The sequence below is a fragment of the Massilia sp. BHUDP2 genome (genome assembly GCF_046236355.1).
In the GTDB taxonomy this organism is placed as follows: domain Bacteria; phylum Pseudomonadota; class Gammaproteobacteria; order Burkholderiales; family Burkholderiaceae_D; genus Telluria; species Telluria varians.
Genome location: NZ_JBJUVW010000001.1, coordinates 1,559,480 through 1,585,234 on the forward strand (window position 1 = coordinate 1,559,480; position 25,755 = coordinate 1,585,234).

The window sequence follows — 25,755 nt, forward strand, 5'->3', positions numbered from 1 at the left end:
CTATTCCTGCCTACACTCGGAGTTTGGAGCGTGGCGCATGGGATGCTTGATGAGCGATAACAGCAGACAGCGGTGGCGCGGGCGTTACCTGGACGCGGCTCACTTGTTCGTGCCGACCAGGCTGCGGCAGGATGCGACCGCGCTGGCGCGTGCCGAGAACGTGGTCAACGCGGCCCTAATGGCGGCCACCGCCGGCCCGCTGTACGCGCTGGCCTACTGGATGCTGGGCCTGCGGCTGGCGGCCGCCGAGATCCTGGCCTGCTGCCTGGTGATGCTGATGGCGCCCCCGGTGCTGCGCCTGACGGGCAGCATCGCGCTGGCGCGCGAACTGTTCCTGTGCGCGCTGTTCTTCAATTTCACCTGGCTGACCTGGCACCTGGGCGGCATCCATGCGCCCACGGCCAGCTGGCTGATCACCGCGCCGGTGGTGGCCATGTTCCTCGGCGGGGTGGCCAGCGGCGTGTTCTGGCTGATGGTCAGCTGCGCCGCCGCCGCCGCGATCTGGGGCGTGAGCGCCTTCGGCCTGGCGGTGCTGCACACCCCGAGCCTCGACATGCCGCTGCTGCACCTGATCTGCAACCTCGGCCTGTACGTGGTGGTGCTGGTGTTCGTGCTGCTGTTCGAACTGACCAAGACCGAGGGCTTCGTCAAGCTCCAGCGCGCCCTGGCCACCATCAACGAGCTGGCGATCCGCGACGAGCTCACGGGCAGCCACAACCGCCGCTTCCTGCTCGGCCTGATCGACCGCGAAAAGGAGCGCGCCGACCGCAATGGCCGCCCGTTCTGCCTGTGCCTGTTCGACATCGACTTCTTCAAGCGCATCAACGACACCTATGGGCATGCGGCCGGCGACCTGGTGCTGCACCGCTTCGCCGAGGCGGTGCAGGGGCAGGTGCGTGGCACCGACGCCTTCGGGCGCTACGGCGGCGAGGAGTTCCTCCTGATGCTGCCCGAGACCCCGGCGCCGGACGCGCTGGTGCTGGCCGAGCGGGTGCGGCGCGTGATCGCCGGCCTCCGCTTCCGCGGCCAGGAAACCGGCGGCAGCGAGATCAGCCTGACGGTATCGGTCGGGGTGGTCGAATACCGGCTCGGCGAAGTTGTGGCCCAGGCCATCGCGCGCGCCGACGAGGCGCTGTACGTGGCCAAGTCCCTGGGGCGCAACCGGGTCCAGTGCCATGACGACGACGAGCGCCTGCCGGTGCTGCCCAAGCTGGCGGTCGAGCAGGCCGGGGCGGAGGGCCCCGGCAGCGGCCCGCGGGTGAGCGCCGGACGCCTGCAGGGTGGCGCCCAGTGCGACCAGCTCACCGGCCTGCTCAACCGGAACCTGCTGCGCGACCGCCTGCGCCATGCCATGGACCGCGCCAACCGCAACCGCCGCCTGGTGGCGCTGCTGCTCCTGAACATCAACGGCTTCAAGGAGATCAACGACGAATTCGGCTACGAGGCCGGCGACGAGCTCCTGGCCCAGGCCGGCGCCGCGATCCGGCGCTGCCTGCGCGATTCCGACACGGTGGCGCGCTGGGGCGGCGACGAATTCATCGCGCTGCTGGAAGACCTGAGCTTCGAATCCGACGCCCAGGTGGTGGCCGAGAAGGTCCTCGACCGCTTCGGCCTGCCCCTGAGCGTGGCGGGACGCGAATGCTTCGTCACGCTGGCGGTGGGCGTGGCCCTGTACCCGGCGGCCGATTGCGACCTCGACGCGCTGCTCAAGCGCGCCGACATCGCCATGCGCAGCGCCAAGCGCTGGGGCGAGCATAGCGTCCAGGTCTACTCCGGCGACACGGTGCAGCCGCAGAGCGAACGCCTGGCCCTCAAGAACGGCCTGCGCGACGCCCTCGCGCAAGGCCAGCTGTTCCTGGAATACCAGCCGCAGATCGACCTGGCCACCCGCTGCGTGGTCGGCGTCGAAGCGCTGCTGCGCTGGCAGCATCCGGTGTACGGGCGGGTCGACCCCGGCCGCTTCATTCCGCTGGCCGAGGAGACCGGCATGATCGTCCCGATCGGCGACTGGGCGCTGCGCACCGCCTGCCTGCAGAACCGCGCCTGGCGCGCCAGCGGCCTCCCCGAGATCAAGACCGCGGTCAACCTGTCGGCGCGCCAGCTCAAGGAGCCCGGGCTACCGGCGCGGGTGCTGGCGATCCTGCATGAAACCGGGATGCCGGCGCGCTGCCTCGACCTCGAGATCACCGAGGGCATGCTGATCGAAGACCTGGCCGGCAACTGCGCCCTGATGAGCGGGCTGCGCCAGGCCGGCGTGCTGGTCTCGATCGACGACTTCGGCACCGGCTACTCGAGCCTGAACTACCTGTCCGAGCTGCCGATCGACATTCTCAAGATGGACGGCCTGTTCGTGCGCCGCCTGGGCACGGCCGGGGCGGGCGCGGGCAGGTCCGGCGGGCGCTCGTTCGCGATCGCCGAGGCCATCGTGTCGATGGCGCACCGGCTCGGCCTGAACGTGATCGCCGAGGCGGTCGAGACGCCCGAGCAATTGGCCGACCTGTGCGCGATGGGATGCGATTGCGCCCAGGGTTATTACTTCGCCCGCCCGCTGCCGCCCGCCGAGGTGGCGGCGATGCTGGCGCGCCAGGTCGAGGCCGCGCCCCTCGTCCCGGCCTGAATTCCCGTCCATGTCGCTTGTCTGCTCATCTCTTGTACCGGAGGATGCCGTGCTGAATGAACCGATTCCCTTTGATCCCGCCCACGACCTCGACGCGCTGGCCGCGTCGGGCGCGCTGGGCGGCAACGTCGCCCTGTTCCGCCAGCCGCGCGGACGCGACCTGCTGCGCCGCGCCGCGCCGCTCGACGAGTGGTGCGCGCTGCGCGCCCGCCACGGCGTCTGGCCCTATGGCCGCACCCTGGACGGCCCGCCGGCGCCGCTGGCCACCGTCGAGCGCCGCCAGGGCATCAACTTCGCCTCGCAGGATTACCTGTCGCTGTCCGCCCACCCGGCCGTCATCGACGCGGCCATGCGCGTGATGGCCGAATGCGGGCCGCACAGCGCCGGCTCGGCCATCCTGCTCGGCAACAGCCGCTATTCGAGTGCGCTGGAGGAGGCGATCGGCCAGCTGCTGGACTGCAGCCAGGTGGTGCTGTTCCCGACCGGCTGGGGCGCGGCCTTCGGCGCCGTGACCGCCCTGGTGCACGGCAGCGACCACGTGCTGATCGACACCCTGGCCCATGCCTCGCTGCGCCAGGGCGCGCACGCGGCCACCCGCAACGTCGCCGCGTTCCGCCACAACGACTGCGACCACCTGCGCGAACTGCTGGCCAGCCTGCGCGCGGTAGATGCCAACGGTGCGATCCTGGTCATCACCGAAGGCCTGTTCAGCATGGATGCGGACAGTCCCGACCTGCCGCTGATGCAGTACCTGTGCCGCGAGTATGGCGCCACCCTGCTGGTGGACGTGGCGCACGACCTCGGGGCGGTGGGGCCGGGCGGTAGCGGCGTGATCGGCGCCCAGGGGATGCTGGGCAAGATCGACATCGTGATGGGCGCCTTTTCCAAGACCTTCGCCTCGAACGGCGGCTTCGTGGCCTGCCTTGAGCCCAGCGTGCGGCGCCAGTTGCAGCTGTTCGCGGGGCCGCACATGTTCTCGAATGCGCTGTCGCCGGTGCAGGCCGCCACCGTGCTGGAGTGCCTGCGCATCGCGACCGGCGAGGAAGGCGAGCGCCTGCGCGCCGACCTGATGCGCAACGCGGTCGAGCTGCGCGCCCTGTTGCAGGAGGAGGGCTTGCGCTGCCTGGGCAACCCGTCGCCGATTGTCCCGCTGTTGCTGGGCCCCGAATCCGCCACGCGGATCGCCGGCATGCTGCTGGCGCGCCGGCAGGTGTTCGTCAACCCGATGGAATTTCCCGGCGTGCCCCTCGGCGCGGCGCGCTTGCGCCTGCAATTGATGGCGCGGCATACGCCGGCCCAGGTCCGGCGCGCCGCGCGCCAGCTGGCCGAGGCGGTACGGCGCGCCCTGGCGGCGCCGCGGCCACTGCTGCAGCCGTCCACGCAGGCCTGAAGCAGGGCGGGTGCGCGCATGGGTGCGTGAGCCAAGGACGGCGGGGTAAAATAACTCCTTTACCTTTCTTGCATCCAGACATGACCGTCCGCACCCGTTTCGCACCCAGCCCGACCGGCTACCTCCACCTGGGCGGCGCCCGCACCGCGCTGTATTCCTGGGCCTATGCACGCCACTTCGGCGGCACCTTCATCCTGCGCATCGAAGACACCGACCTCGAACGCTCGACGCCGGAAGCCGTGCAGGCGATCCTGGACGGCATGCAGTGGCTCGGCTTGTCGCATGACGAAGGCCCGTTCTACCAGATGCAGCGCATGGACCGCTACCGCGAGGTGGTGGCCTCGATGCTGGAGCAGGGCACTGCCTACCTGTGCTACTGCTCGCCGGAAGAAGTCGAGGCGATGCGCGAGCGCATGCGCGCAGCCGGCGAGAAGCCGCGCTACGACGGCACCTGGCGTCCGGAGCCGGGCAAGACCCTGCCGCCGGTACCCGAAGGCGTCAAGCCGGTGGTGCGTTTCAAGAACCCGCTCGATGGCGAAGTCACCTGGAACGACGTGGTCAAGGGCCCGATCACCATCGCCAACAAGGAGCTCGACGACCTGATCATCGCGCGCCCGGACGGCACCCCGACCTACAACTTCTGCGTGTCGGTGGATGACTGGGACATGAAGATCACCCACGTGCTGCGCGGCGACGACCACGTGAACAACACGCCGCGCCAGATCAACATCCTGCGCGCGCTCGGCGCCGAGCTGCCGCAGTACGGCCACCTGCCGATGATCCTGGGCGCGGACGGCCAGAAGCTCTCCAAGCGCCACGGCGCGGTCAGCGTCATGCAGTATCCGGAGCAGGGCTACCTGCCGGAAGCGATGCTCAACTACCTGGCGCGCCTGGGCTGGAGCCACGGCGACGACGAGATCTTCTCGATGGAGCAGTTCACCGAGTGGTTCAACCTCGAGCACCTGACCGCGTCGGCGGCCCAGTTCAACCCGGAAAAGCTGGCCTGGCTGAACAACCATTACATCAAGCAGGCCGACAACGAGCGCCTGGCCGGCCTGGCCCGTCCGGTGCTGCAGCAGCAGGGCGCGCAATTCGAGAACGCACCGGCGCTGCCGACCGTGATCGCGCTGGTGAAGGATCGCACCAATACCATCAACGAGCTGGCCGATACCGCCATGTTGTTCTATCGCGAACCGCAGCCCGATGCCGCGCTGCTGGCCCAGCACCTGACCGATGCGGTGCGCCCGGCGCTGGCCGCTTTCGCAGAGCGCTGCAAGGATGTGGAATGGAACAAGGCTGCGATCGCCGCCATGTTCAAGGAAGTGCTGGGCGCGCACGGCCTGAAGATGCCGCAGATCGCCATGCCGCTGCGCCTGATCGTCACCGGCCAGCTGCAGACGCCGGCCATCGATGCGGTGCTGGAACTGTTCGGCCGCGACGTGGTGTTAACCCGCATCGCGAAGTACCTCTAAATTGTTTTTTTGCGGAGCGCGCATTTTCTCGAAATGGGTATTTGCGAAATGCAAGGCGCTCCGCTATAATGCTCGCACTTCAGCAGCACACGGTAGCAAACAGGCAGTACGAAGTAGTTTGCGACAGTGTGAAAAGAGGGGGTATAGCTCAGCTGGGAGAGCGCTTGCATGGCATGCAAGAGGTCAGCGGTTCGATCCCGCTTACCTCCACCACTCTGGAGTGCGGCAGTAATCAGGTCGCGGTAGTAAAGTAGTGCGGTAGTTCAAGGTCCCCATCGTCTAGAGGCCTAGGACATCACCCTTTCACGGTGAGTACCGGGGTTCGAATCCCCGTGGGGACGCCAGCGTGCAACCAGCGGCACGCAGTAGTAGAAGTAGTTGCAGTATGTTAGAATGTTGTTTTCCCGTAGGGGGTATAGCTCAGCTGGGAGAGCGCTTGCATGGCATGCAAGAGGTCAGCGGTTCGATCCCGCTTACCTCCACCACGTAGGAAAAACAACAGTTCTGACCGTCCGGGTCCCCATCGTCTAGAGGCCTAGGACATCACCCTTTCACGGTGAGTACCGGGGTTCGAATCCCCGTGGGGACGCCAAGAATTTGGCAGCAAGATTGACACCGCGGTGCGGTGCAATTCGTAGTAAACAGCAGCAAGTACAGTTCAAGGTCCCCATCGTCTAGAGGCCTAGGACATCACCCTTTCACGGTGAGTACCGGGGTTCGAATCCCCGTGGGGACGCCAGCATAAAACCGGAGTAGATCAACGCGCATGCGCGGAGAGGTGCTCCGGTTTTTCATTTTGTCCAACGCTTTCGCGTATCGACATGCCATTCACTCCAGCTCTTACCCTCGCCCTGTTCTGCAAGGTCGTCGACAACTACGGCGACATCGGCATTTGCTGGCGCCTGGCGCGCCAGCTGTGGCGCGAACATGGCGTCCACGTCAGCCTCTGGGTCGACGATCTCCACAGTTTCCGCCGCATCTGCCCGGAGGTCGACGTCACCGCCGCCGCGCAGACGGTGCAGGGCGTGCTCGTTCGTCACTGGCGCGACCAGGAAGGCACATTCGCGCCGGAAGAGGTCGCGGACATCGTGATCGAATTCTTCGCGGTCGACATTCCGCCCGGCTATGTCGCGGCCATGGCGCAGCGCACGCCGCGACCGGTGTGGTTCAACCTCGAAGGCCTGACGGCGGAAGAGTGGGTGGAGGGCTGCCACCGCCTGCCGTCCATGCATCCGCGCCTGAAACTGACCAAGCATTTCTTCTTCCCGGGATTTACCGCGAAGACCGGCGGCGTGCTGCACGAAGCCGGGCTCGACGAGGAACGCCTGGCCTTCCAGGCCGACCCTCCCGCGATGGCTGCCTTCCTCGGCGGCCTCGGCCTGCCTGCCGCGGAGATGGACGCCTTGAAAGTCTCGCTGTTCTGCTATCCGCATGCGCCGGTCGCCGAGCTGCTGCGCGCCTGGTCGGAAGGCGTCCGGCCCGTGACTTGCGTGGTGCCGGAAGGCGTGGCGGCCGAGGCGGTCCAGGCATTCATGGGGAGCGGCGCGCGTGCCGGTGACAGCGCTACGGCCGGCGCGCTCACCGTGCGGGTGCTGCCTTTCGTGCCGCAACCCGACTACGACCGGCTGCTGTGGGCCTGCGACCTGAATTTCGTGCGCGGCGAGGATTCTTTCGTGCGCGCCCAATGGGCGGGGCGGCCTTTTGTCTGGCATATCTATCCGCAAGACGAAAACCTGCATCACAAAAAACTGCGCGCCTTCCTCGGCCGTTATGCGAACGGATTGCCGGCGCTCGAGCGCTTCTCGCTTGGATGGAATGGCGCCATCGATATCGATCCGATGCCGGTCGCGTGGCAGGACTTGCAAGGTGAGTTGCCCCGCATTGCCATTCGTGCAGAAGAATGGCGGGGCGAAGTGCTCGCCCATGGCGATTTGACGACGAAGCTGCTGGATTTCGCCCGTGAACTGAGGCTCGCTGCGCAAAATCCGGTATAATGCGCGGTTAGTTTGTAACGAATACCACAGGATCAAACGTAGGCTCCCAAGCTTTCTTCGCTCATAGCCACCGCTGATTTAATGCAACTTACTTTTTACGTAAAACTACTATGAAATTCGCTAAAGAAATCCGTGTTGGCAACATCATTATGGTCGAAGACAAGCCATTCATCGTGCTGCGTTCGGACGTGAACGGTTCGAGCCGCACGGGCTTCACCTACAAGTGGAAGATGAAGAATCTTCTGACCAACGCTCCGCTGGAAAACGTGTTCCGCGGCGACGACAAGTTCGACGTGGTCGTGCTGGACAAGAAGCCGGTGACCTACTCGTACTTCGCCGACCCGCTGTACGTCTTCATGGACGAAGAGTACAACCAGTACGAAATCGAAGAAGAGAACATGGGCGACGCCATCAACTACCTGAAAGACGGTATGGAATGCGAAGCCGTGTTCTACGACGGCAAGGCCATCTCGGTCGAACTGCCGACCACCATCGCACGCCTGGTCGTGTACTCGGAGCCGGCCGTCAAGGGCAACACCTCGGGCAACGTCCTGAAGGAAGCCAAGATCGAGAACGCCATCGAAGCCAAGCAGCACACCGTGATGGTGCCGCTGTTCGTCAGCACCGATGACGTCATCGAAATCGACACCCGCACCAACGAGTACAAGAAAGTCGTTCGTAACTAAGCGTCGAACGCCCAAGGAAAAACGCTGCTTCGGCAGCGTTTTTTTTCGCCAGTACGCGGCAGGGCGATATCACCGGCGACGTGTCACATGAGTAATTTTTACTGCTATGCTCATGCATTATTTGACATGGAGACGTGTATGAAACGCAGGGATTTCGTTCGGCTCGGAGTAAGCGCAGGCATGGCGGCGGGCGCCACCGCGGCAAGCGCAGGGGCGCAAGCCGCGACCAAGGCGCCGGGCGGGGCCGCAGCGGGCATCCTGGATGCCGGCGTGCACGAACAGCAGGCCCAGATGGCGGCCGGCAAGCTCACGTCAAGCTCCCTGGTGCAGCAATACCTGGCGCGCATCGCCGTCGTCGACAAGGCCGGCCCGCGCCTGAATTCGGTGATCGAAACCAATCCGGATGCCCTCAAGATCGCGGCCGAGATGGACCGCGAACGCGCCAGCGGCCGGCTGCGCGGCCCGCTGCACGGCATCCCGGTCCTGTTGAAGGACAACATCGCCACCGCCGACCGCATGAGCACCAGCGCCGGTTCGCTCGCCCTCGACGGCGTGCGCGCGGTGAAGGACGCGCACGTCGTCACCCTGCTGCGCAATGCCGGCGCCGTCATCATCGGCAAGACCAACCTGTCCGAATGGGCCAACATGCGCTCCACCAAGTCGGTGAGCGGCTGGAGCGGCCGCGGCGGGCAGACCAAGAACCCTTACGCGCTGGACCGCAATACCAGCGGTTCCAGCTCGGGCTCGGGCGCCGCCGCCGCGGCCAGCCTGGCCACCCTGACCGTCGGCACCGAGACCGACGGCTCGATCGTCTCGCCTTCCTCGTCCTGCGGCATCGTCGGCATCAAGCCGACCCTGGGCCTGCTCAGCCGCAGCGGCATCATCCCGATCGCCCATTCGCAGGACACGGCCGGCCCGATGACCCGCAGCGTGGCGGACGCGGCCCTGATGCTGGCCGCCATGGCCGGCCCCGATCCCGACGACAAGGCGACCGCCGACAGCAAGAGCCGCGTGGCCGACTACGCGGCGGCCCTGCGCCTTGACGGCCTGAAGGGCAAGCGCATCGGCGTCGCGCGCAACTTCTTCGGCAGCAATGACGCGGTCGACGCGATCATCGAAAAGGAATTGGCGGTCTTGAGGTCGCAGGGCGCCACCCTGGTCGACGTGAAAGTGCCGAACGTCGACAAGTACAACGAGAGCGAGCTGCAGGTGCTGCTGTACGAATTCGCGCCGGGCCTGGAGGCCTGGCTCAAGAACTACGCGCCGCACGCGCCGGTCAAGAACATGGCGGACGTGATCGCGTTCAACGAAAAGAACGCGGCCCGCGAGATGCCGTACTTCAAGCAGGAACACCTGGTCGCGGCCCAGGCCAAGCCGGGGCTGGACGCACGCGAGTACCGCGAAGCCCTGGCCAACGACCTGCGCTATTCGCGCGACGAAGGCATCGACCAGGTGATGAAGGAGCACAAGCTCGACGCCCTGGTGGCGCCGACCGGCGGCCCGGCCTGGCTCACCGACTACGTCAACGGCGACCACTACGGCGGCAGCTTCTCGAGCCCGGCCGCGGTGGCGGGCTATCCGCACATCACGGTGCCGGCCGGCTTTACGCGCGGCCTGCCGGTGGGGATCTCGTTTGTCGGCGGGGCGTGGAGCGAAGCGTCCCTGATCGGGATGGCCTATGCCTACGAACAGGCATCGAAGCGCCGCCGCGCGCCGGTGTATCCGGCGACCATCAACGTGAAGCTGTAATCAGCGTACGTTCTGCCTGGCCTTGGCGAACTGCGGCCCCCACAGCGGGTGGCCCTGTTCGCCGGGGCTCAGGTCGAAGGACGCATCCAGCCGCAGCGCCCGTTCGAAGGCCTGGCGGCATGGAGTAGGGCGGTTGGTCACGCAATAGCTGAACGCGGTGTACTTGAGCGCGCTGACGCGGTTGCGCACCGAGCCGCTGTTCATGTCGTTCGAGCTCAAGCGCTTGATCGCGCCGTTGAAGTCGCCGTCGTGGTACAGGGCGATGCCTTCGCGCAGGGCGGCGTCGTCGCGGTTCGAGGCCGGGCGCTCAGGACGCGGGGCCGGGCGCTCGGTGCGCTCGACACGCTCGGCGCGCGGGTGGGAGCGGTCGTCCACGCGCGCACGGGGACGCGGCGGATCGTTCTTGCCCATGATGGAATTGAGCTGCGAATTCAATTCGGCGCAGCCGCCGAGCAGCATCACGGCGCCGAGCAGGCAGGCACGCAAGCCATGGTTCGGGATGCGCAGGTTCACTCCACCTCCTCTTCAGTAAAATCCAGTTCGATGGTCGCCGATGCGCCCTTGACGGCGTTGACCATCACGGTGTGCTCGGGGAAATTCGGGTTGACGATGCGGATCGTGTGCTGGCCGGGCGCCAGCGTCAGGCGCTTGAGCGGCGGGCTGGCGCCGTGGTCGACGCCGTCGACCTGCACCATGGCCCAGGGTTTGATCACCAGTTTATAGGTAGCGCCTGCCGCGGCTGCTACCGGGCGCGCCGTGGCCGGCTGGCCGGTCGCCGGCGGCGTCTCGGTGGCCGGCGCCGCCGGAGTGGGAAGTGCGGCAGGATCGCTTGCGGCGAGGATGGACGGATCGGACAGGCCGGCGTCCGCTCCCGCCACTGCCGGGGCGGGGGCAGGTGTTTCAGGCGCCGCGGCTGCCGTGTCGCCGTCTCCCGGCAGGGCCAGCGTGACGGTGTCGCGCGAGTCGGCCCCGTGCAGCAGGGCGAACAGGGCGCCGAGGGCCGCCAGCAGGACGGTCGCCGCGGCAACCAGCAACAGCCAGCGCTTCAGTCCGCTGCTTTCGCTGACGGGCGCGGGTTCGCTGAGGAAGGACACCGTCGGCTCCGGCGGCACCGGGGACAGCGCCTGCGCGGGAACGGGCGGACCGAGCGGCACGATGCCGAGCAGGTTGCGCAATTGTTCGATGCTGTGGGGGCGCTGTTGCGGATCGGGCGACAGGCAGCGGTCGACGGCGGTCACGAAGCTGTCGCTGTACTGGTCCCCGCCGTTGCCGGACAGCCGCCCCTGCAGCGGCGCCGCGGGCGGATATTCCCGCGTGATGGCGTAATGGACCACGGCGGCCAGGTCGTGCATGTCGCCCGCTTCCGACCAGGCACTGCCCACGTCCGGCGAGGGCAGAAGCATCGGGTCGCCGGAGTCGAGCACCAGCACCGTGTCGGGGCTGATCGGGCGGTGCGGCATCTGCATCGCGTACTGCAGTTCGAGCGACTGCAGGATCTGGCGGAAAATGCGCCGGCACCAGACTTCGTTGACGAGTTCATGGTTGAACTCGACGACTTCGCGCACGGTCCGGCCGTCGGTCTGCTGTTGCTGGGTTACGGGAGTGCTGGTCATCATGGCGTCGAGCCGCGCCCTGACACGCAGGAGGCTGTCCGGAATGTGTCCCGGCGCGGTATTTGTATTTTGACAAATAATGCCAGATTTGCCGCGCCGGTGGCGCTGCTGAGCCAACCGTGCGCGGCTGTTACAACTTCGTTACAAACAGCCGTCCGTACTCACACTTCGAGGAAGCGCATCTTGAAGTAGCGGCCCTTGATCACGCCGAATTCCGGACCCGGCGCCTGGCGGTCGTTCAGCTTGGCGACTGCCGCGTGGGCGGCGTGGCGGTCGAGCGCCACGTAGCTGGCGAACTCGCCGACGTTGATCTTGCCGACCTGTTCCTTGGTCAACCCGGCGTCGCCGGTGAGGGCGCCGAGGATGTCGCCCGGGCGCAGCTTGGCCTTCTTGCCGCCGGCGATGTGCAGGGTCAGCATCGGGGCCGGCGCGGCTGCTTCAGGGTGTTCGCCCAGCTCGTCGAGCTTGTGCCATTCGGCCGGCGCGTCCTGGTATTCCTCGATCAGGCGCACCCATTTCTTTTCGTTCGGCGCGGCCAGGGTCAGCGCCAGGCCGCTTTCGCCGCCGCGGCCGGTGCGGCCGATGCGGTGCACGTGCACTTCCGGGTCCTTCGAGACGTCGGCATTGATCACGGTGTCGAGGTTGGCGATGTCGAGGCCGCGCGCGGCGACGTCGGTTGCCACCAGTACCGAGCAGCTGCGGTTGGCGAACAGCACCAGGATCTCGTCGCGCTCCCACTGTTCCAGTTCGCCGTACAAGGCCAGTGCCGAGAAGCCTTGCTCGCGCAGGTGATCGGCCAGCTCGCGGCAATGGGCCTTGGTGTTGCAGAAGGCGAGGGTGGAGACCGGCTGGTAGTGCTTGAGCAACTGCGCCACCGCTTCGTCGCGGCCTTCGAAGCCGATCTCGTAGAAGCGCTGTTCGATTCTATCCGCGCTGTGCTGGCTCTCGACCGCCACTTCGAGCGGATCGACCAGGAAGCCGGCGGTGGCGAAGCGGATGTCGTCCGGATAGGTGGCCGAGAACAGCAGGGTCTGGCGGCGCTGCGGGCAGGCCGAGACGATGCGTTCGATCTCGTCGTAGAAGCCCATGTCGGTCATGCGGTCGGCCTCGTCCAGCACCAGGGTCTGGACTTTCGACAGGTCGAGGGTGTTGCGGCCCAGGTGGTCGCGAATGCGCCCCGGGGTGCCGACCACGATGTGGGCGCCGTGCTCGAGCGAGGCGATCTGCGGGCGCATGGCGACGCCGCCGGTCAGGGTCAGGATCTTGACGTTGCCGACGCCGCGCGCCAGTCGGCGCAGCTCGTTCGCGACCTGGTCGGCCAGTTCGCGTGTCGGGCACAGCACCAGGCCCTGCACCGCGAACCAGGCCGGGTTGAGCTTGTGCAGCACGCCGATGCCGAAGGCGGCGGTCTTGCCGCTGCCGGTCTTGGCCTGGGCGATCAGGTCGCGTCCTTCCAGCACCGCCGGCAGCGAGGCGGCCTGGATCGGCGTCATCCCGTGGTAGCCCAGGGTGGCAAGGTTGGCGAGGAAGCGCGGCGCCAGGGGCAGCGAAGTGAAGGGTTGCGTGTTCATGGGTGTCCTGCCAGGGTTTGGCCAAGTGTAGCCATATGCCGGACTACGCCGAGGCCGGCGCCCACACCGGCAGGCCGGTCAGGTCGAGGTTCTCGTCGCGGCGCCAGACGGGCAGGCCGGTGGTGTCGGTTTCTTCGAGCAGTTCCAGCTGCTCCTGTTTCAGCGAGGCGCGACGCGCACGGGGAGCGGTGCGCTTCGGTTCGACAACGGGGTCAAGCGGTGCGGCCGGCTCGAAGCCCGGCAGGTCGATTGTCGCGTTGTCTTTCTTGTCTCTCATCTGCCTGGATGCTGCGCTGCGTCGTTTTTGCTGCCGCAGAAAACAAAAGCCCGGCTACAAGAGTCGGGCTTTTATCGGTATTTGGTTGCGGGGACAGGATTTGAACCTGTGACCTTCGGGTTATGAGCCCGACGAGCTGCCAGACTGCTCCACCCCGCGTCTGAGAAAAATATTATAGCGCGGATTGGCGGCTTGTGCAATCTTCGATTGCTCGCAGGCGCCACAGCGATGTCACTTCGCGCGAGCGGGCCGCGTGCAGCGGATCGTCGGGGTCGGTCGCCTTGCCATGGGTCGGGCGTACGTCGTGCCGGGCAACAACGTCGAGCCCGGCATCCCTTATCCAGCCCAGCAATTGTTCGCGCGTGCGCAACGCGAGGTGCTCGGCCAGGTCCGACAGGATCAGCCAGCCTTCGCCGCCGGGTTCCAGGTGTTGCGCCAGGCCGCCCAGGAAACCCTTGAGCATGCGGCTGTCGGGATCGTAGATCGCATATTCGATGGCCGAGCTGGGCTTGCCGGGCAGCCAGGGCGGATTGCACACCACCAGGGGAGCACGGCCTTCGGGGAACAGGTCGGCCTGGATCACCTCGACCTGGGCGGCCAGGCCGAGGCGCGCGATGTTCTCGCGCGCGCAGCCGAGTGCGCGCGCATCCATGTCGGTGGCGAGCACGCGCTCGATGCCGCGCCGCGCCAGCACCGCCGACAGCACGCCGGTGCCGGCGCCGATGTCGAAGGCCAGCTTTGCAGCCTTGGGCAGCGGAGCCTGGGCCACCAGCTCGACGTATTCCCCGCGCACCGGCGAAAACACGCCGTACCACGGGTGGATGTTCGCATCGAGCGCCGCGATGCGCACGCCCTTGCGGCGCCATTCGTGGGCGCCGATCACGCCCAGCAGCTCGCGCAGCGAAGCGACATAGGGGCTCTCCGCCGGACCGTAGGCCTCGAGGCAGGCCTCGCGCACGTCGGGTGCGCGGCGCAGCGGAATCACGTGGCCGGCCTCGAAGGGGATCAGGAGCATGGCAAGCGTGCGCGCACGCTGCAGCTGCTGCAGGCGGTGGCGGTGGAACTGTTCGCTTGGTGTCGCCGGCGGCTTGCCCGCCTTGGCGCGGCGCGCACGATCGCTCTTGTGCTCGACACGGCGCACCAGGGCGCTCAGCAGCTGGCGCGCGTTCTGGAAGTCGCCGCGCCACAGCAGGGCGGTGCCCTCGAGCGCGAGCCGGTAGGCGGTGTCGGCGTTCATGGTGTCGTCGGCGACGACCACCTTCTTCGGCGCCGGCCAGCCGCTTTCCGAGCGCCAGGACGCCGAGCGTTCAGTACCACCTTCCAGCCACGTGATGTCGCTCATCGAAGGCCGATCAGTGATGGTGGTGCCAGTTGCCGTCGGCCGATTCGAGATAGGACTTGACCGCGTCCGGGCTGCCGGTGGCGTGGCGCTTGGGCTCGCCGCATTCGCAGACGCCCAGGTAAGGCTGGATGTGCGAGCAGGCCGAGACCTTCTGCAGGGTGACCTTGACCGGTTTGGCGCACTTGGCGCACTTGAAAGTAAGGAAGCGAGCTGGCTTCATGGGAGTGTCTGTCTGAGTTTCGGGAAGAGCGGCATTCTACACCCGCGCCGGCTACTCGACCACGACCGCGCTGCTGCCGCCCCCCGCCGGGCGCACCAGCACCTTGGTGGCGATGCGCTCGGTCATCTCCTGCACGTGCGAGATCACGCCCACCTTGCGGCCCAGCGATTGCAGCGCGTCCAGCGCATCCATCGCCACACCCAGGGTGTCGGTGTCGAGGCTGCCGAAGCCCTCGTCGATGAAGAGCGACTCGACCCGCACCCGGTTCGAGGACAGCGAGGCCAGGCCGAGCGCCAGGGCCAGCGACACCAGGAAGGATTCGCCGCCGGACAGGGAATTGACCGAGCGCACTTCGCCGCCCATGTCCTGGTCGCGCACCATCAGGGCCAGCGAGGGCGCGCCGTTGTGGCTGACGCGCTCGAGGCGGTAGCGCCGCGCCAGTTGTCCGAGGTGGGCATTGGCGTAGCCGAGCAGCACGTCGAGGGTGAATTGCTGGGCGTAATTGCGGAACTTCTTGCCGTCGCTGGAGCCGATCAGCTCGGACAGCTTGCCCCAGCGTTGCTCCTCGAGCTGCTGGCGCTCGATCTCGGCCAGCACCGCCTGCGCCTGCACGCGCCGGGTGTCGTCCTGGCCGATGCGCATGCGCAGTTCGGTGGCCAGGTCGTGGGCCGCGCGGCGCTCGCTTGTCAGGGCTTCGACGGCGGCGGCCACGGTTTCAAGGCTCAGGCCGCTTTCGGGCGCGCCTTCGGCGTGCAGTCCGCGCTGGGCGCGGCGCTCCGCCAGCACGGCGGTGGCGCTGGCGACCTGGGCGTCGAGCGCGCCAAGCGCGCTACGTTCCTGCGCCAGCCAGGTGCCGCCGACCGCCAGCAGGCGGCCGAGTTCGGCCGAGTCCTCGATCGGGTCGAGGCCCTTGATGAAGGCCGATTTGCGGTAGTCCTCGAGCCAGTCGGCCAGCGCGGCGGCAGCCTTGACACCGGCGGCGTCCAGATGGGCGATATGCCCGGCCAGCTGGGCCAGCGCGCTGCGGGCGCTGGCTTCGCGCTGCGCGGTTTCGGTGGCGGCCGCCTGGCGTGCAGCCAGGTGATTGCGGGCGGCGCCGACGGCGGCCTGCAGTTCCTGTTCCACCTCCGCGACCGGCCGGCCGCTCCACAGGGCGAGGCGCTGGGCGCGCTTGTCCTTCAGTTCGGCGTCGATCCGGTTGAACTCGGCGGCCACCCCGGCGCCGTGGCGATCGGCCTGGGCGATGCGATCGAGCGCGCCGGCAAGCTCGGCCTCGAGCGTGGCGAGGGCGGCGCTGCTGCGAGTCTGCAGTTCGGTCTGCTGCTGCCATTGCGCGGCCTCCTGGGCGCGGCTGTCGCGCCAGGCGGCGCTTTGGCGGCGCCAGGCGTCCTGCCAGCCGTCGCCGCAGGCATGCGACAGGACCGGGTCGAGCTCGGCCAGCAATCCTGCCAGCTGGGCGGCGACGGCGTCGCGCTGGACCGCCGCGGCCCGCAGCTCGGCCTGCAGGCGTGCGCCGGCCTCGCGGGCGGTGTCGAGGGCCTGGCGCAGGCCGGCATGTTCCTGCTGCGCCTTGTCGTAGGCGGCCTGGGCGGCGTCGCGCGCCTGCGCGGCGCGGCGCAGGGCGGCGACGCGGCCGTCCAGCGCCGCCGCGGCGGCGCGCGACGCTTCGCGGGCGTCGGCGAACCAGGCCCGGCGCGCCGTATCGTCCTGGCCCTCGGCGGCGGGAACCTCGGCCGCCAGCGGCTGCGCGACCCACTCCGCCTCGAGCTCGTCGAGCAGCTTGCGCAGGGTGCCGCGCTCGCGCTGCAGTCCGGCGAGCCGGTCGCCAGAGGCGGCCAGGGTGGCGGCCTGCGCCGCCTGCACGGCTTCGTTGTCGCGCAGGTGAGCCCGGCAGTTGCCGACTTCGGCGCGCAGGTTCGCCAGCATGGCGTGCAGCATGTCCTCGCGGCCATCGTCGCGGTAGGGATGCTGGTGCGAACCGCAGACCGGGCAGGGCGCCTCGTCGTGCAAGCTCGCGCGCAATTGCTCCACGTTGGCGGCGCAGGCCAGCTCCGCCGCCGCCAGCGATTTCTCGGCCTGCTGCAGCGCCGCCGTGAGGGCGGGGCCGGCGCCGCGTGCTTCCTCGAGCAGGCGGCTGGCGGCGGCGCGGGCCGTGTCCACCCGGTCGAGTTCGCCAGCAGTGTCGGCATATTCCTGGCGTGTCGTGACCAGCGCCGTCCAGGCTTTTTCGGCGGCGGCGAGGCGTTCGCGGCGCGCATCCAGGGCCTGGCGTTCGCTGTCCAGCGCCTGCGGATCGACGGCCTCGAGGACCGCCATCGCTTCGCGCCGCGCCGTGTCGAGGGCATCGAGGCGCCGGGTGGCGCCTGTCAGCGCCTGGACGGCGGCCTGTTCGTGCGCGCCGGCTTGCCGGGCCTGGCGGCTCACCGTCTCCAGCGCGGTCGCGGCGCCGGCATCGAGCGCGACCGATTGCGCGGCCTGGGCCAGCAGCTTGTCCCAGCGCGGCCACTGGGCCGCCATCGGTTCCAGCCGTGCGTGCAGCGCCAGCCAGCCGGCGGCGCGCTCGCGCTGGCCTTTCGCGGTCTCGTGTTCGGCGGCCTTGGCAGCGTGCACGCTGCGCGCCTGGCGCGCCTCGGCACGGGCCGCTTCCAGTGCGTTGGACGCCTGGCCGTGTGCGGGCGCAAGGGCGGCGATCGCGGCATCGAGCGCCTTGGCAGTGTCGAGCTGAGGCGCGGAGGCACGCAAGGCGCTCTCGGCGGCATCAAGGGCGGACAGGGCGGCGTCGACGTCCAGCACCGCCTGGCGGCGTGCATCCAGCGCCGTCGCGAGCGCACTTTCCAGCTTGCCGGTCGATTCGGCCGCCGCCTTGTGTTCTTCCTGCAGGCGCTGGACTTCCGCGACCTGCGGCCGGGCCGGCTGCACCGCATCGAGGGTGGCGAGGCGCTGGCGCCGCCCGGCCGCTTCCTGCTGCGCGGCCTGCGCCGTCGCCAGGCTTTCCACGGCCTGGGCTTCGCTGCGCTCCAGCTTGGCGGCTTCCTGGTGCCAGCGCAGTTCGCCTTCGAGGGCCACGCGGCGCGCATCGACCGCTTCCAGCGCCAGCTCGGCATTCACGCGCTCGGCTTCGAGCTTGTCGCGTTCCTCAAGCGGCAGCGGGGCCTGGTTGGCCAGCTTCGCGGACAGGGTCCGGGTGCGTTCCTGCTCGGCCCGGTAGCGCTCGAAGGCGCGCCGGGAAATGTCGCTGTAGATCGTGGTGCCGGTGAGGGTTTCCAGCAGCTCGCCGCGTTCGTTCTCGTCGGTCTTGAGGAAGGCCGAGAATTCGTTCTGCGCGAGCAGCACGGCGCGCGTGAACTGTTCGAAGGACAGGCCGATGCGCTGCACGATTTCAGCCGCCACTTCGGTCTTGGTGCCGCCCAGCGGATCGAGCTCGGGCAGGCGGTGCAGGGTCATCTTGGAAGGCTGCAGCGCGCCGCTCGGCTTGCCGTAGGCGCGGCGCACGCTCCAGCGGGCGCGGTAGCGGATGTCGTCGTTGCCGGCGAAGTCGACCTCGGCCCAGGCTTCGGCGGCGCCGCGCCGCAGCAGGGTGCGCGGGTCGAGCGCCGAGACGGTGTCGCCGCCGACGTCCGGCAGCTGGCTGCCGGCGCGCTTGAGCAGGCGCGGCGTGGCGTCGTACAGCGCCAGGCACAGGGCGTCGAGCAGGGTGCTTTTTCCCGCGCCGGTGGGGCCGCTGATGGCGAACAGGCCGCTCGAGGCGAGCGGCTCGGTTTCGAAGTCGACCAGGAATTCGCCGGCCAGCGAAGCCAGGTTCTTGCCGCTGATGCGCAGGATCCTCATGCCGCGTCTCCACCCAGGGCCGTGGTGAGCTCGGCAAAGGCGGCCAACTGCTCGGGAGGGGCTTCGTCGCCGTAGCGCTGCGCCCACAGGCGCCGGAAGATGTCGTCCGGCTGCAGCTGGGCCAGCTGGTCGAGGCTCAGGGCTTCTTCGACGCTGTCCGGCGCGGCGTGGCGGCGCGTCGGTTCGATCTTGGCCAGGCGCACCGGCTTGCCGGCCAAGGCCGCTTCGACCCGCGCGCGCAGGCCCGGCTCGGGACCTTCGAGCAGCACGCGCACCTCGAGGAAGGGCTGCTGGTGCGGCGGCGCCTCGGGAAGCGCGAGCGCTTCGAGCGCGGCCAGCACCTCGTCGATCGGCGCCGGCTGGCTCGGTACGCGCAGCAATTGCACCGCGCGCGGCACGGGCAGCGGCGTCACCGACTTCGCGGCAGGGCCGTCGAGCTCGATGCGCAGCACCTGGTGCTGGTAGCCGACCTCGGAGAAGGACAGCGGCAGCGGACTGCCGCAATAGCGCCGGTGCTCGTGGCCGCCGACGCGCTGCGCCAGGTGCAGGTGGCCCAGCGCCACGTAGGCGACAGCCGGATCGAACATCGAGGCCGGCAGCGCCTCGGTGCCGCCGATCACGATGCGGCGCTCGGAATCCTGGGACGACTGGCCGTCCACCATGTGGCAGTGGCCCATGGCGACGATCGCTTCATTCCCCGTGCAGCGCGACTGCGCCAGCGCGAAGGCTTGCCGGTAGAGCACGGTGGTGCCGTGCAGGTAGGGATCCAGCGCGGTCGATGCATCTTCTGCCGCCACGCGCGGCACGTCGCCCGGGCGCAGGAAGGGGACGGCCAGGCACCAGGCCCCCACCGTCCCGTCGCGCCGGCGCAGGGGCACCAGCAGGCGCTCGAGGTCGACGCTGCCGTCCGGCGCGCGCGCCACGTTGCCCACCACGATGGTGCCGTGCGCTTCCAGCAGCGGCGTGGGCGCTTCGAGCCGACCCGGCGAATCGTGGTTGCCGGCGATGACCACGACCTGCAGGTGCGGCACCCTGCTGCGCGCCTGCTGCAGGAAACGGTACAGCTGGCGGTGGGCGGCTGCCGACGGATTGGCATTGTCGAAGATGTCGCCGGCGATGAGCAGCACGTCGATCTCCTCCGCCTCGAGCGTTTCCACGAGCCAGTCGAGGAAGCACGCATGCTCGTAGGTCCGGTCGAAGGTGTGCAGGGTCTGGCCCAGGTGCCAGTCGGAAGTATGAAGCAGCCGCATGGTGATTATGGAAAGTCGGGTCGGCGCTCACTATAGCGCAGACTCCTCGTGTTGCCCAAGAAAAGACTGTGTTTTTTTACAGTAGTATTGGTTTGCTATTAAAATAAGGATATGAGCGCGATCAAGCCGGATTTCGAACTTTCTTTAAGTGGCGCCCGAGCCCTGCACTTGGCCGCGCAGGACATGCTGGCGCCGCGCCGCCGCCGTGCGGCAAAGCTTGACGTGCTGGCGGCGATCCGGCGCATGGGCATGCTCCAGATCGATACCATCAGCGTGGTCGCGCGCAGTCCCTACCTGGTGCTGTGGAGCCGCCTGGGCGACTACGACCCGGGCTGGCTCGACGAACTGCTGGCCGAGGGCCGCCTGTTCGAGTACTGGGCGCACGAGGCCTGCTTCCTGCCGATCGAGGATTACGGCCTGTACCGCCACCGCATGCTCGATCCGCAAGCCATGGGCTGGAAGTATTCCGCCGACTGGATGCGCGAGCGCGCCGACGAGGTCGCGGCCCTGCTGGCGCACGTGCGTGAAAAAGGTCCGGTGCGCTCGTCCGACTTCGAGCGCAGCGACGGGAAAGGAGGCGGCTGGTGGGAATGGAAGCCCGAAAAGCGCACGCTGGAAGTGCTGTTCACCGCGGGCCGCTTGATGATCGCGCGCCGCCACAACTTCCAGCGCATCTACGACCTGGCCGAACGCGTGCACCCGAGCTGGCACGACGGCCACCTGCCGCCGCTGGAGGACGTGCGCCGCAGCTTCGTGCTGCAGGCAGTGCGCGCCCTCGGGCTGGCCAGGGCCGCGTGGATTCCCGATTATCACCGCACCCGGCGTCCGCACCCCGACCCGGCGGCGCTGGCGGAGCAGGGCCTGCTGCTGCGCGCACGGGTCGAGGGCTGGCGAGAGCCGCTCTACATCCATCCCGAACATGCGGTGCTTGCGCGCCAGGCGGAGGAGGGCAGGCTGGCGCCGCGCCTGACGACGCTGCTGTCGCCCTTCGATCCGATCGTCTGGGACCGCCGCCGCGCGCTCGAACTGTTCGGCTTCGACTACCGGCTCGAATGCTATACCCCGGCGCAAAAGCGGCGCTACGGCTACTTCACGCTGCCGATCCTGCGCCGCGGCGCGCTGGTCGGCCGGGTCGACGCCAAGGCCCACCGCAAGGCCGGCGAATTCGAACTGCGTAGCGTTCACCTGGAACCGGGCGTGCGCCTCAGCGAGCGCCTGGTCGAGGACGTGGCGGGCGCCGTACAGCGCTGTGCGCGCTGGCATGGATGCCCCAGGGTGCGGGTGATCCATGCCGTGCCGGAAACCTTCGGCATGCGCCTGGCTGCAGCCTTCGAGGCTTCCGGAACCGTCGGGTTGCCGTAATCGTGCTTTGACATCGCAACAACTAAAAAGTCTCCAATGTCCACCGGTCCGGGCTTGCGCCACCTCAAACCCGAGCAGGGGCATCTCTCTACACTACGAGTTCCCAGAGGCCGGCCATAACAATAAAAGCTGCCGCCCACCCCGACAAAAAACGCTTCCCCAGCCAAGACTCGCGGCCCGCGCCAGGCCTCGCCTTGGCGAAGCTATCCCGAGAGGAGACAAGATGCTGACGTCCACCTACACGCTGGTTACCCTGTCCATCGAGCAAGCCAGCGCGCGCATCGGCCTGCAGTCCCTGCTGGAGCGTTGGCAACCGGGCGCCTGGCAGCATGCCATGCCGACGCCGCGCGAGGTCAAGCTGGCCTGCGACGCCTTGCGGGTCGCCTTCGACAACTGCTACTGGCGCAAGCTCGACAAGTTCGTGGTGCCGGCCCTGCGCCGCGCCCGCGCGGCTGACGACGCAGTTGCCGGACTCCTGGCGGACCTCGATGCCCTGACCCTGGCCGCCATCGAGGCGCGCGCCGACGCCCATGCGGCGGCAGCCGTGCATGACGCCGGCTACGGCGCCGCGCTGGAACGGTGCTGCAACCTGCTGCTCGAGCGCCTGGAGCGCGAGGAGCGCGAGCTGTTCCCGCTGGCGCGCGTCCATGTGCCGAGCGAAGTCTGGTTCGCGATCGCCAACCAGATGCTGGCCCAGGATGCCTGGCAGAACGAGAATCGTGGCTATGGCCCCGGGCAGGTCGCGGCCGGCGCCATGGTCAGGAATCCGGTCAAGCAAGGCGCGGTGTCGTTCCTGCCGCACTATGCCGCGCACTGAAGCGCGCGGCAAGCGCCACCATGGTTCTTTGCTATGATGGGGGTTTTGGAAGTGCGATTTCATCATGTTCGAATTCCTTTTCAAGCGGCAGGGTGGCGACAAGCCGGCCGGCGCTTCCGGTGAGCAACCGGGAAGCGCGCCGGCGGCGACGAGCCCGTCCGCGCCAGCTGGCGGGCCGAGGGGCGCGGACGCCGGGGCGCCGACCCCGCGCGAGCAGCAGGCCGAACAGCTCAAGCACCTGAACGGCGACGAGGAAACTGCCGTCGCCTTCATTCTTTCCTCCGAATTCTCCGAACTGCGCCTTGCCGCCGCCGAGCTGGTCCACAGCCGGCCGCAGCTCGAACGCGTGCATGCGGCAATGCGCAATACCGATCGTCGCGTCGCCAAACTGATGCAGTCGCGCCTGGATGCGATCCGCCACCATGACGCCGAACTGCGCCGCGGCCAGGAAGCCCTGGCGCATGCCAAGGCGCTGCTCGGCGACGAGCTGCTGACCCCGAACCACGTTGCCGAGCTCGACCGCAAATGGGCGGTCATCACCGCTCCGGAACTGGCGCCGGAGTTCGATGCCGTCCGCGCCGAGCTCGGCAAGCGCCTGGAAGACCAGGTGCAGTTGCAGCGCGCCATGATCGACCGCCTGGCCGCGCTGCGCCAGCTCGACTCGGGCGACCTCGAGGCTGCCGCCTTTGCCGAACGCCTCGACGCCTTGTCGCGCGAGCAGGCCGCCGCACTGATCGCGCCGGGTCACGCCTCGCTGCCGCGGGCGCTGGTGGCGGAAGTCGCCACCGAGCAGGCGCGCCTGGCCGCCAGCCTGGCCACCATCGAACAGGACCGCGCCGCGCTGGCCGCGCGCGAGGCTGCGCTGGCGCAATGGCAGGCCCAGCCTGTGGCGGAACTGAAGGCCGAACTGCTCCGCAAGGAATGGCAGCGCCTGCCGGCATTGCCCGCCAACGGACCGGGCGCACAACTGCAGGGGCGCTTCGACGAGCTGCTGGCCGGCCTGCCGCAAGAGGCGCCCAAGCCGAAGCAGGAGCCGGCCAGGCCGGCCGCGGCCGCGCCCGCCGCGCCGAAAGCCCCCAAGGCCCAGAACAAGGGCGCCGACCAGCACTTCCTGGACCGGCTCGACGCGATGGAAGCGGCGCTGCAGCAGGGTTCCCTCGGCACCGCCGCCGAACTCGACAAGTCGCTCAAGGAAAGCAAGGACAAGGGCATGCGCCTCACGCCGGCCCAGCTCGAGCGCCTGAACCACGTGCGCGCCGAGCTCAAGCGCCTGTCCGACTGGGCGCGCTGGGGCGGCAACGTCTCGCGCGAAGAACTCATCAAGCAGGTCGAGGTCTTATCGACCCAGAACCTGGCGATGGGGGAATTGGCCAAGAAGGTCGGCAGCATGCGCGAACGCTGGAAGGCGCTCGACAGCCTGTCGGGGCCCGCGCCGCGCTCGCTGTGGGAGCGCTTCGACGCCGCCTGCACGGCGGCTTATGCGCCGGCCGCCGCTCACTTCCGCCACCTGGCCGACGAGCGCCACGCCAACGCCGCGCGCGGCCAGGCCCTGGTCGAGGAAGCCCAGGCCGAGATCGCGCGCCTGGAGTCGGGCGAGGCCGACTGGAAACACGTGTCCGGCACCGTGCAGCGCCTGCGCACCGCCTGGAGCCACCTGGGCGCGATCGACCGCAAGGACAAGAAGCGCCTCGACGCGCTGTTCTCCGACGCGCTCAACACGCTCCAGCGTCCGCTGGAAGAACAGCGCAAGGGCGAGATGAGCGTGCGCGAGCAGCTGATCGACGAAGCGCTGGCCCTCGACCCGCACGACCGTCACGCCGTCGACGCGCTGCGCGAACTGCAGGCGCGCTGGCAGGAACATGCGCGTGCGCTGCCGCTCGAGCGCAAGGCCGAGCAGGCGCTGTGGCAGCGCTTCCGCGCCGCCTGCGACGCGCTGTTCGCCAAGCGCAAGGAGCACGCCCATGCGGCGGACGCCGAACGGCGCGCCCATGAAAGCGCCAAGGAGGCGCTCTGCGCGCGTCTCGAAGCCGCCGCGCCGGATGCGACTCCCGCCACCGCCGGCAAGCTGCTGCGCGAGGCGGCGGCCGAGTGGGCGGCGATCGGGCCGGTGCCGCGCGCCCACGAGGCCCGCATCGAGAAGCGCTACCACGCCGCGCTGGCGGCGGTGCAGCACCACGCCGACGTGGCGCGCCGCGCCGCCGGGCTGGCGCTGGCCGGCGCCGTGCGCGACAAGCTGCGCCTGATCCAGGCGTTGGAAAACGCCATCGTCAATCCCGACGCCCACACCAATCCTTCCGACTGGCGCGGGCGCTGGGACGCGCTGCTGCCACTCGAAGGCGGCTACGAACCGGTGCTGCATGCGCGCTTCGAGGCCGCCCTTGGTGCGCTCGAAGGCGACCGCAGCGGCCACGCCCGCCAGCTGGAGGCCAATCGCGAGCGCCTGCTGCACGAATTGCTGCGCCTGGAGATCGCGGCCGGCATCGACAGCGGCGCCGAATTCGCGCGCGAGCGTCTCAAGCTGCAGGTCGAGGTGCTGCAAAGCTCGCTCAAGTCCGGTCACAAGTCGGGCCACGGCGCGGGGCAGGGCGCCGCTGCCAAGGGCTTGCACGAGCTGCTGGCGCTGCCGGCGCTGCTTGACGCCCGCACCGAACTGCGCATCGAGCAATTGCTGACGCGCTACGCGAAGGACGGCCGATGACTGTGCCGATGCGCGCGCCGGCATCGGCCCAGGTGACCGACATCCGCGTGCAGGAAGCGGACTTCGACCTGTCGCGTGAACTCGCTGCCCTGCGCGCGGGCGACGGTCGTGTGGGCGCCGTGGTCAGTTTCATTGGCACCGTGCGCGACCTGAACGAGGGTTCCGCCGTGTCGGAGATGGAGCTGGAGCACTATCCAGGCATGACGGAAAAGGCGCTGGAAGAGATCGTGGCCCAGGCCAGGGCGCGCTGGCCGCTGTTCGGCGTGCAGGTCATCCACCGCGTCGGTCCCTTGAAACCGCTCGACCAGATCGTGCTGGTGGCCTGCAGCTCGGCGCACCGCGGCGAGGCCTTCGCCGCCTGCGAGTTCATCATGGACTACCTGAAGACCGACGCGCCGTTCTGGAAGAAGGAGCAGACGCCGGAAGGAGCGCGCTGGGTCGACGCGCGCGCCAGCGACGATTCCGCCAAGCGCAAGTGGGCTGAAGCGTGAGCTGGCTGGCGGTCGGTGCCGGGGCGGCGATCGGCGCCTGGCTGCGCTGGGGGCTGGGCCTCTGGCTGGGGACCCTGCACGCCTACGTGCAGGTCGGGACGCTGGCGGCCAACCTGGTCGGCGGCTACTTGGTCGGGCTGGCGCTGGGCTTCTTCAGCGCCTATCCCGGCCTGTCGCCCGAGTGGCGCCTGTTCGCCATCACCGGCTTCCTCGGCGGCCTGACCACCTTCTCCAGTTTTTCCGGCGAATCGGTGCTGCTGCTCCAGCGCGGCGAATACGGCTGGGCGCTGGCCCATACCCTCTTGCACCTGCTCGGCTCGATCCTGTTCTGCGTGGCAGGCTTCGCCACATGGCGCGTCCTGCGCGGCTAGCGGTATC

General features: G+C 68.6%; 19 protein-coding genes and 6 tRNA genes. 16 read left to right on the plus strand and 9 right to left on the minus strand.

The annotated features are described in order from the left end of the window. The first annotated feature begins 49 nt into the window (after positions 1-49). The 11 genes from ACK6C6_RS07005 to ACK6C6_RS07055 all read left to right on the plus strand — a co-directional run bounded on the left by ACK6C6_RS07005 (position 50) and on the right by ACK6C6_RS07055 (position 9,908). Positions 50-2,617 carry a putative bifunctional diguanylate cyclase/phosphodiesterase gene (locus tag ACK6C6_RS07005; RefSeq protein ID WP_409266568.1) on the plus strand — a complete coding sequence of 856 codons (2,568 nt, stop codon included), beginning with the start codon at positions 50-52 and terminating at the stop codon, positions 2,615-2,617. A gap of 49 nt (positions 2,618-2,666) precedes the next feature. Further along, positions 2,667-4,007, plus strand: a complete 1,341-nt coding sequence (locus tag ACK6C6_RS07010) for an aminotransferase class I/II-fold pyridoxal phosphate-dependent enzyme (RefSeq protein ID WP_409266570.1) — start codon at positions 2,667-2,669, stop codon at positions 4,005-4,007. Positions 4,008-4,087: 80 nt separating this feature from the next. Beyond that, positions 4,088-5,479, plus strand: a complete 1,392-nt coding sequence (gene gltX / locus ACK6C6_RS07015; protein WP_209586095.1) for a glutamate--tRNA ligase — start codon at positions 4,088-4,090, stop codon at positions 5,477-5,479. 137 nt (positions 5,480-5,616) lie between these two features. Further along, positions 5,617-5,692: transfer RNA gene (locus ACK6C6_RS07020), tRNA-Ala, on the plus strand. A 55-nt stretch (positions 5,693-5,747) separates the two neighbouring features. Next, positions 5,748-5,823: transfer RNA gene (locus ACK6C6_RS07025), tRNA-Glu, on the plus strand. A gap of 65 nt (positions 5,824-5,888) precedes the next feature. Continuing rightward, a tRNA-Ala gene (locus ACK6C6_RS07030) sits at positions 5,889-5,964 on the plus strand. A gap of 31 nt (positions 5,965-5,995) precedes the next feature. Next, a tRNA-Glu gene (locus ACK6C6_RS07035) sits at positions 5,996-6,071 on the plus strand. Positions 6,072-6,142: 71 nt separating this feature from the next. Continuing rightward, a tRNA-Glu gene (locus ACK6C6_RS07040) sits at positions 6,143-6,218 on the plus strand. A gap of 82 nt (positions 6,219-6,300) precedes the next feature. After that, on the plus strand, positions 6,301-7,473 hold the full coding sequence (gene earP / locus ACK6C6_RS07045) for an elongation factor P maturation arginine rhamnosyltransferase EarP (protein WP_409266571.1): 1,173 nt from the start codon (positions 6,301-6,303) through the stop codon (positions 7,471-7,473). A 110-nt stretch (positions 7,474-7,583) separates the two neighbouring features. After that, positions 7,584-8,159, plus strand: a complete 576-nt coding sequence (locus tag ACK6C6_RS07050; protein ID WP_027863741.1) for an elongation factor P — start codon at positions 7,584-7,586, stop codon at positions 8,157-8,159. A gap of 138 nt (positions 8,160-8,297) precedes the next feature. Continuing rightward, the gene (locus ACK6C6_RS07055; RefSeq protein ID WP_409266572.1) at positions 8,298-9,908 is read left to right on the plus strand and encodes an amidase; all 1,611 of its coding nucleotides are present in this window, start codon (positions 8,298-8,300) and stop codon (positions 9,906-9,908) included. Here the strand turns inward: ACK6C6_RS07055 and ACK6C6_RS07060 are convergent, their stop codons facing one another. The 9 genes from ACK6C6_RS07060 to ACK6C6_RS07100 form a co-directional block, all read right to left on the minus strand. Then, a complete protein-coding gene (locus tag ACK6C6_RS07060; RefSeq protein ID WP_409266573.1) occupies positions 9,909-10,421 on the minus strand; it encodes a TssQ family T6SS-associated lipoprotein in 513 nt (170 codons plus the stop codon). Further along, positions 10,418-11,524 (minus strand): hypothetical protein, encoded by a 1,107-nt coding sequence (locus ACK6C6_RS07065; protein WP_409266574.1) that lies wholly within the window; start codon positions 11,522-11,524, stop codon positions 10,418-10,420. Before ACK6C6_RS07065 ends, ACK6C6_RS07060 begins: the two co-directional genes overlap by 4 nt. A 158-nt stretch (positions 11,525-11,682) precedes the next feature. Continuing rightward, positions 11,683-13,092: an ATP-dependent RNA helicase DbpA gene (gene dbpA, locus ACK6C6_RS07070; protein ID WP_409266576.1), complete on the minus strand. Its 1,410-nt coding sequence runs from the start codon at positions 13,090-13,092 to the stop codon at positions 11,683-11,685. 43 nt (positions 13,093-13,135) lie between these two features. After that, positions 13,136-13,369 (minus strand): hypothetical protein, encoded by a 234-nt coding sequence (locus ACK6C6_RS07075; protein ID WP_036207356.1) that lies wholly within the window; start codon positions 13,367-13,369, stop codon positions 13,136-13,138. 82 nt (positions 13,370-13,451) lie between these two features. Then, positions 13,452-13,528, minus strand: a tRNA-Met gene (locus ACK6C6_RS07080). Positions 13,529-13,541: 13 nt separating this feature from the next. Further along, complete coding sequence (locus tag ACK6C6_RS07085; protein WP_409266577.1) at positions 13,542-14,711, minus strand: methyltransferase; 1,170 nt, start codon at positions 14,709-14,711, stop codon at positions 13,542-13,544. A gap of 10 nt (positions 14,712-14,721) precedes the next feature. Further along, on the minus strand, positions 14,722-14,931 hold the full coding sequence (locus ACK6C6_RS07090; RefSeq protein WP_027863734.1) for a hypothetical protein: 210 nt from the start codon (positions 14,929-14,931) through the stop codon (positions 14,722-14,724). Positions 14,932-14,982: 51 nt separating this feature from the next. Further along, the gene (locus tag ACK6C6_RS07095) at positions 14,983-18,759 is read right to left on the minus strand and encodes an AAA family ATPase (protein WP_409266579.1); all 3,777 of its coding nucleotides are present in this window, start codon (positions 18,757-18,759) and stop codon (positions 14,983-14,985) included. Further along, positions 18,756-20,009 carry an exonuclease SbcCD subunit D C-terminal domain-containing protein gene (locus tag ACK6C6_RS07100; protein ID WP_409266580.1) on the minus strand — a complete coding sequence of 418 codons (1,254 nt, stop codon included), beginning with the start codon at positions 20,007-20,009 and terminating at the stop codon, positions 18,756-18,758. Before ACK6C6_RS07100 ends, ACK6C6_RS07095 begins: the two co-directional genes overlap by 4 nt. 111 nt (positions 20,010-20,120) lie before the next feature. On the opposite strand from ACK6C6_RS07100, the gene ACK6C6_RS07105 reads away from it, so the two are divergent. The 5 genes from ACK6C6_RS07105 to crcB all read left to right on the plus strand — a co-directional run bounded on the left by ACK6C6_RS07105 (position 20,121) and on the right by crcB (position 25,748). After that, positions 20,121-21,371, plus strand: coding sequence for a winged helix-turn-helix domain-containing protein (locus tag ACK6C6_RS07105; RefSeq protein ID WP_409266582.1), 1,251 nt, complete (start codon positions 20,121-20,123; stop codon positions 21,369-21,371). Between the two features lie 223 nt (positions 21,372-21,594). After that, positions 21,595-22,188, plus strand: coding sequence for a hypothetical protein (locus tag ACK6C6_RS07110; RefSeq protein ID WP_409266583.1), 594 nt, complete (start codon positions 21,595-21,597; stop codon positions 22,186-22,188). Between the two features lie 64 nt (positions 22,189-22,252). Next, on the plus strand, positions 22,253-24,886 hold the full coding sequence (locus ACK6C6_RS07115) for a DUF349 domain-containing protein (RefSeq protein WP_409266584.1): 2,634 nt from the start codon (positions 22,253-22,255) through the stop codon (positions 24,884-24,886). Further along, positions 24,883-25,377: a molybdopterin synthase catalytic subunit MoaE gene (gene moaE / locus ACK6C6_RS07120; protein ID WP_409266585.1), complete on the plus strand. Its 495-nt coding sequence runs from the start codon at positions 24,883-24,885 to the stop codon at positions 25,375-25,377. Before ACK6C6_RS07115 ends, moaE begins: the two co-directional genes overlap by 4 nt. After that, positions 25,374-25,748 (plus strand): fluoride efflux transporter CrcB, encoded by a 375-nt coding sequence (crcB, locus tag ACK6C6_RS07125; protein ID WP_409266586.1) that lies wholly within the window; start codon positions 25,374-25,376, stop codon positions 25,746-25,748. Before moaE ends, crcB begins: the two co-directional genes overlap by 4 nt. Positions 25,749-25,755 lie beyond the last annotated feature (7 nt).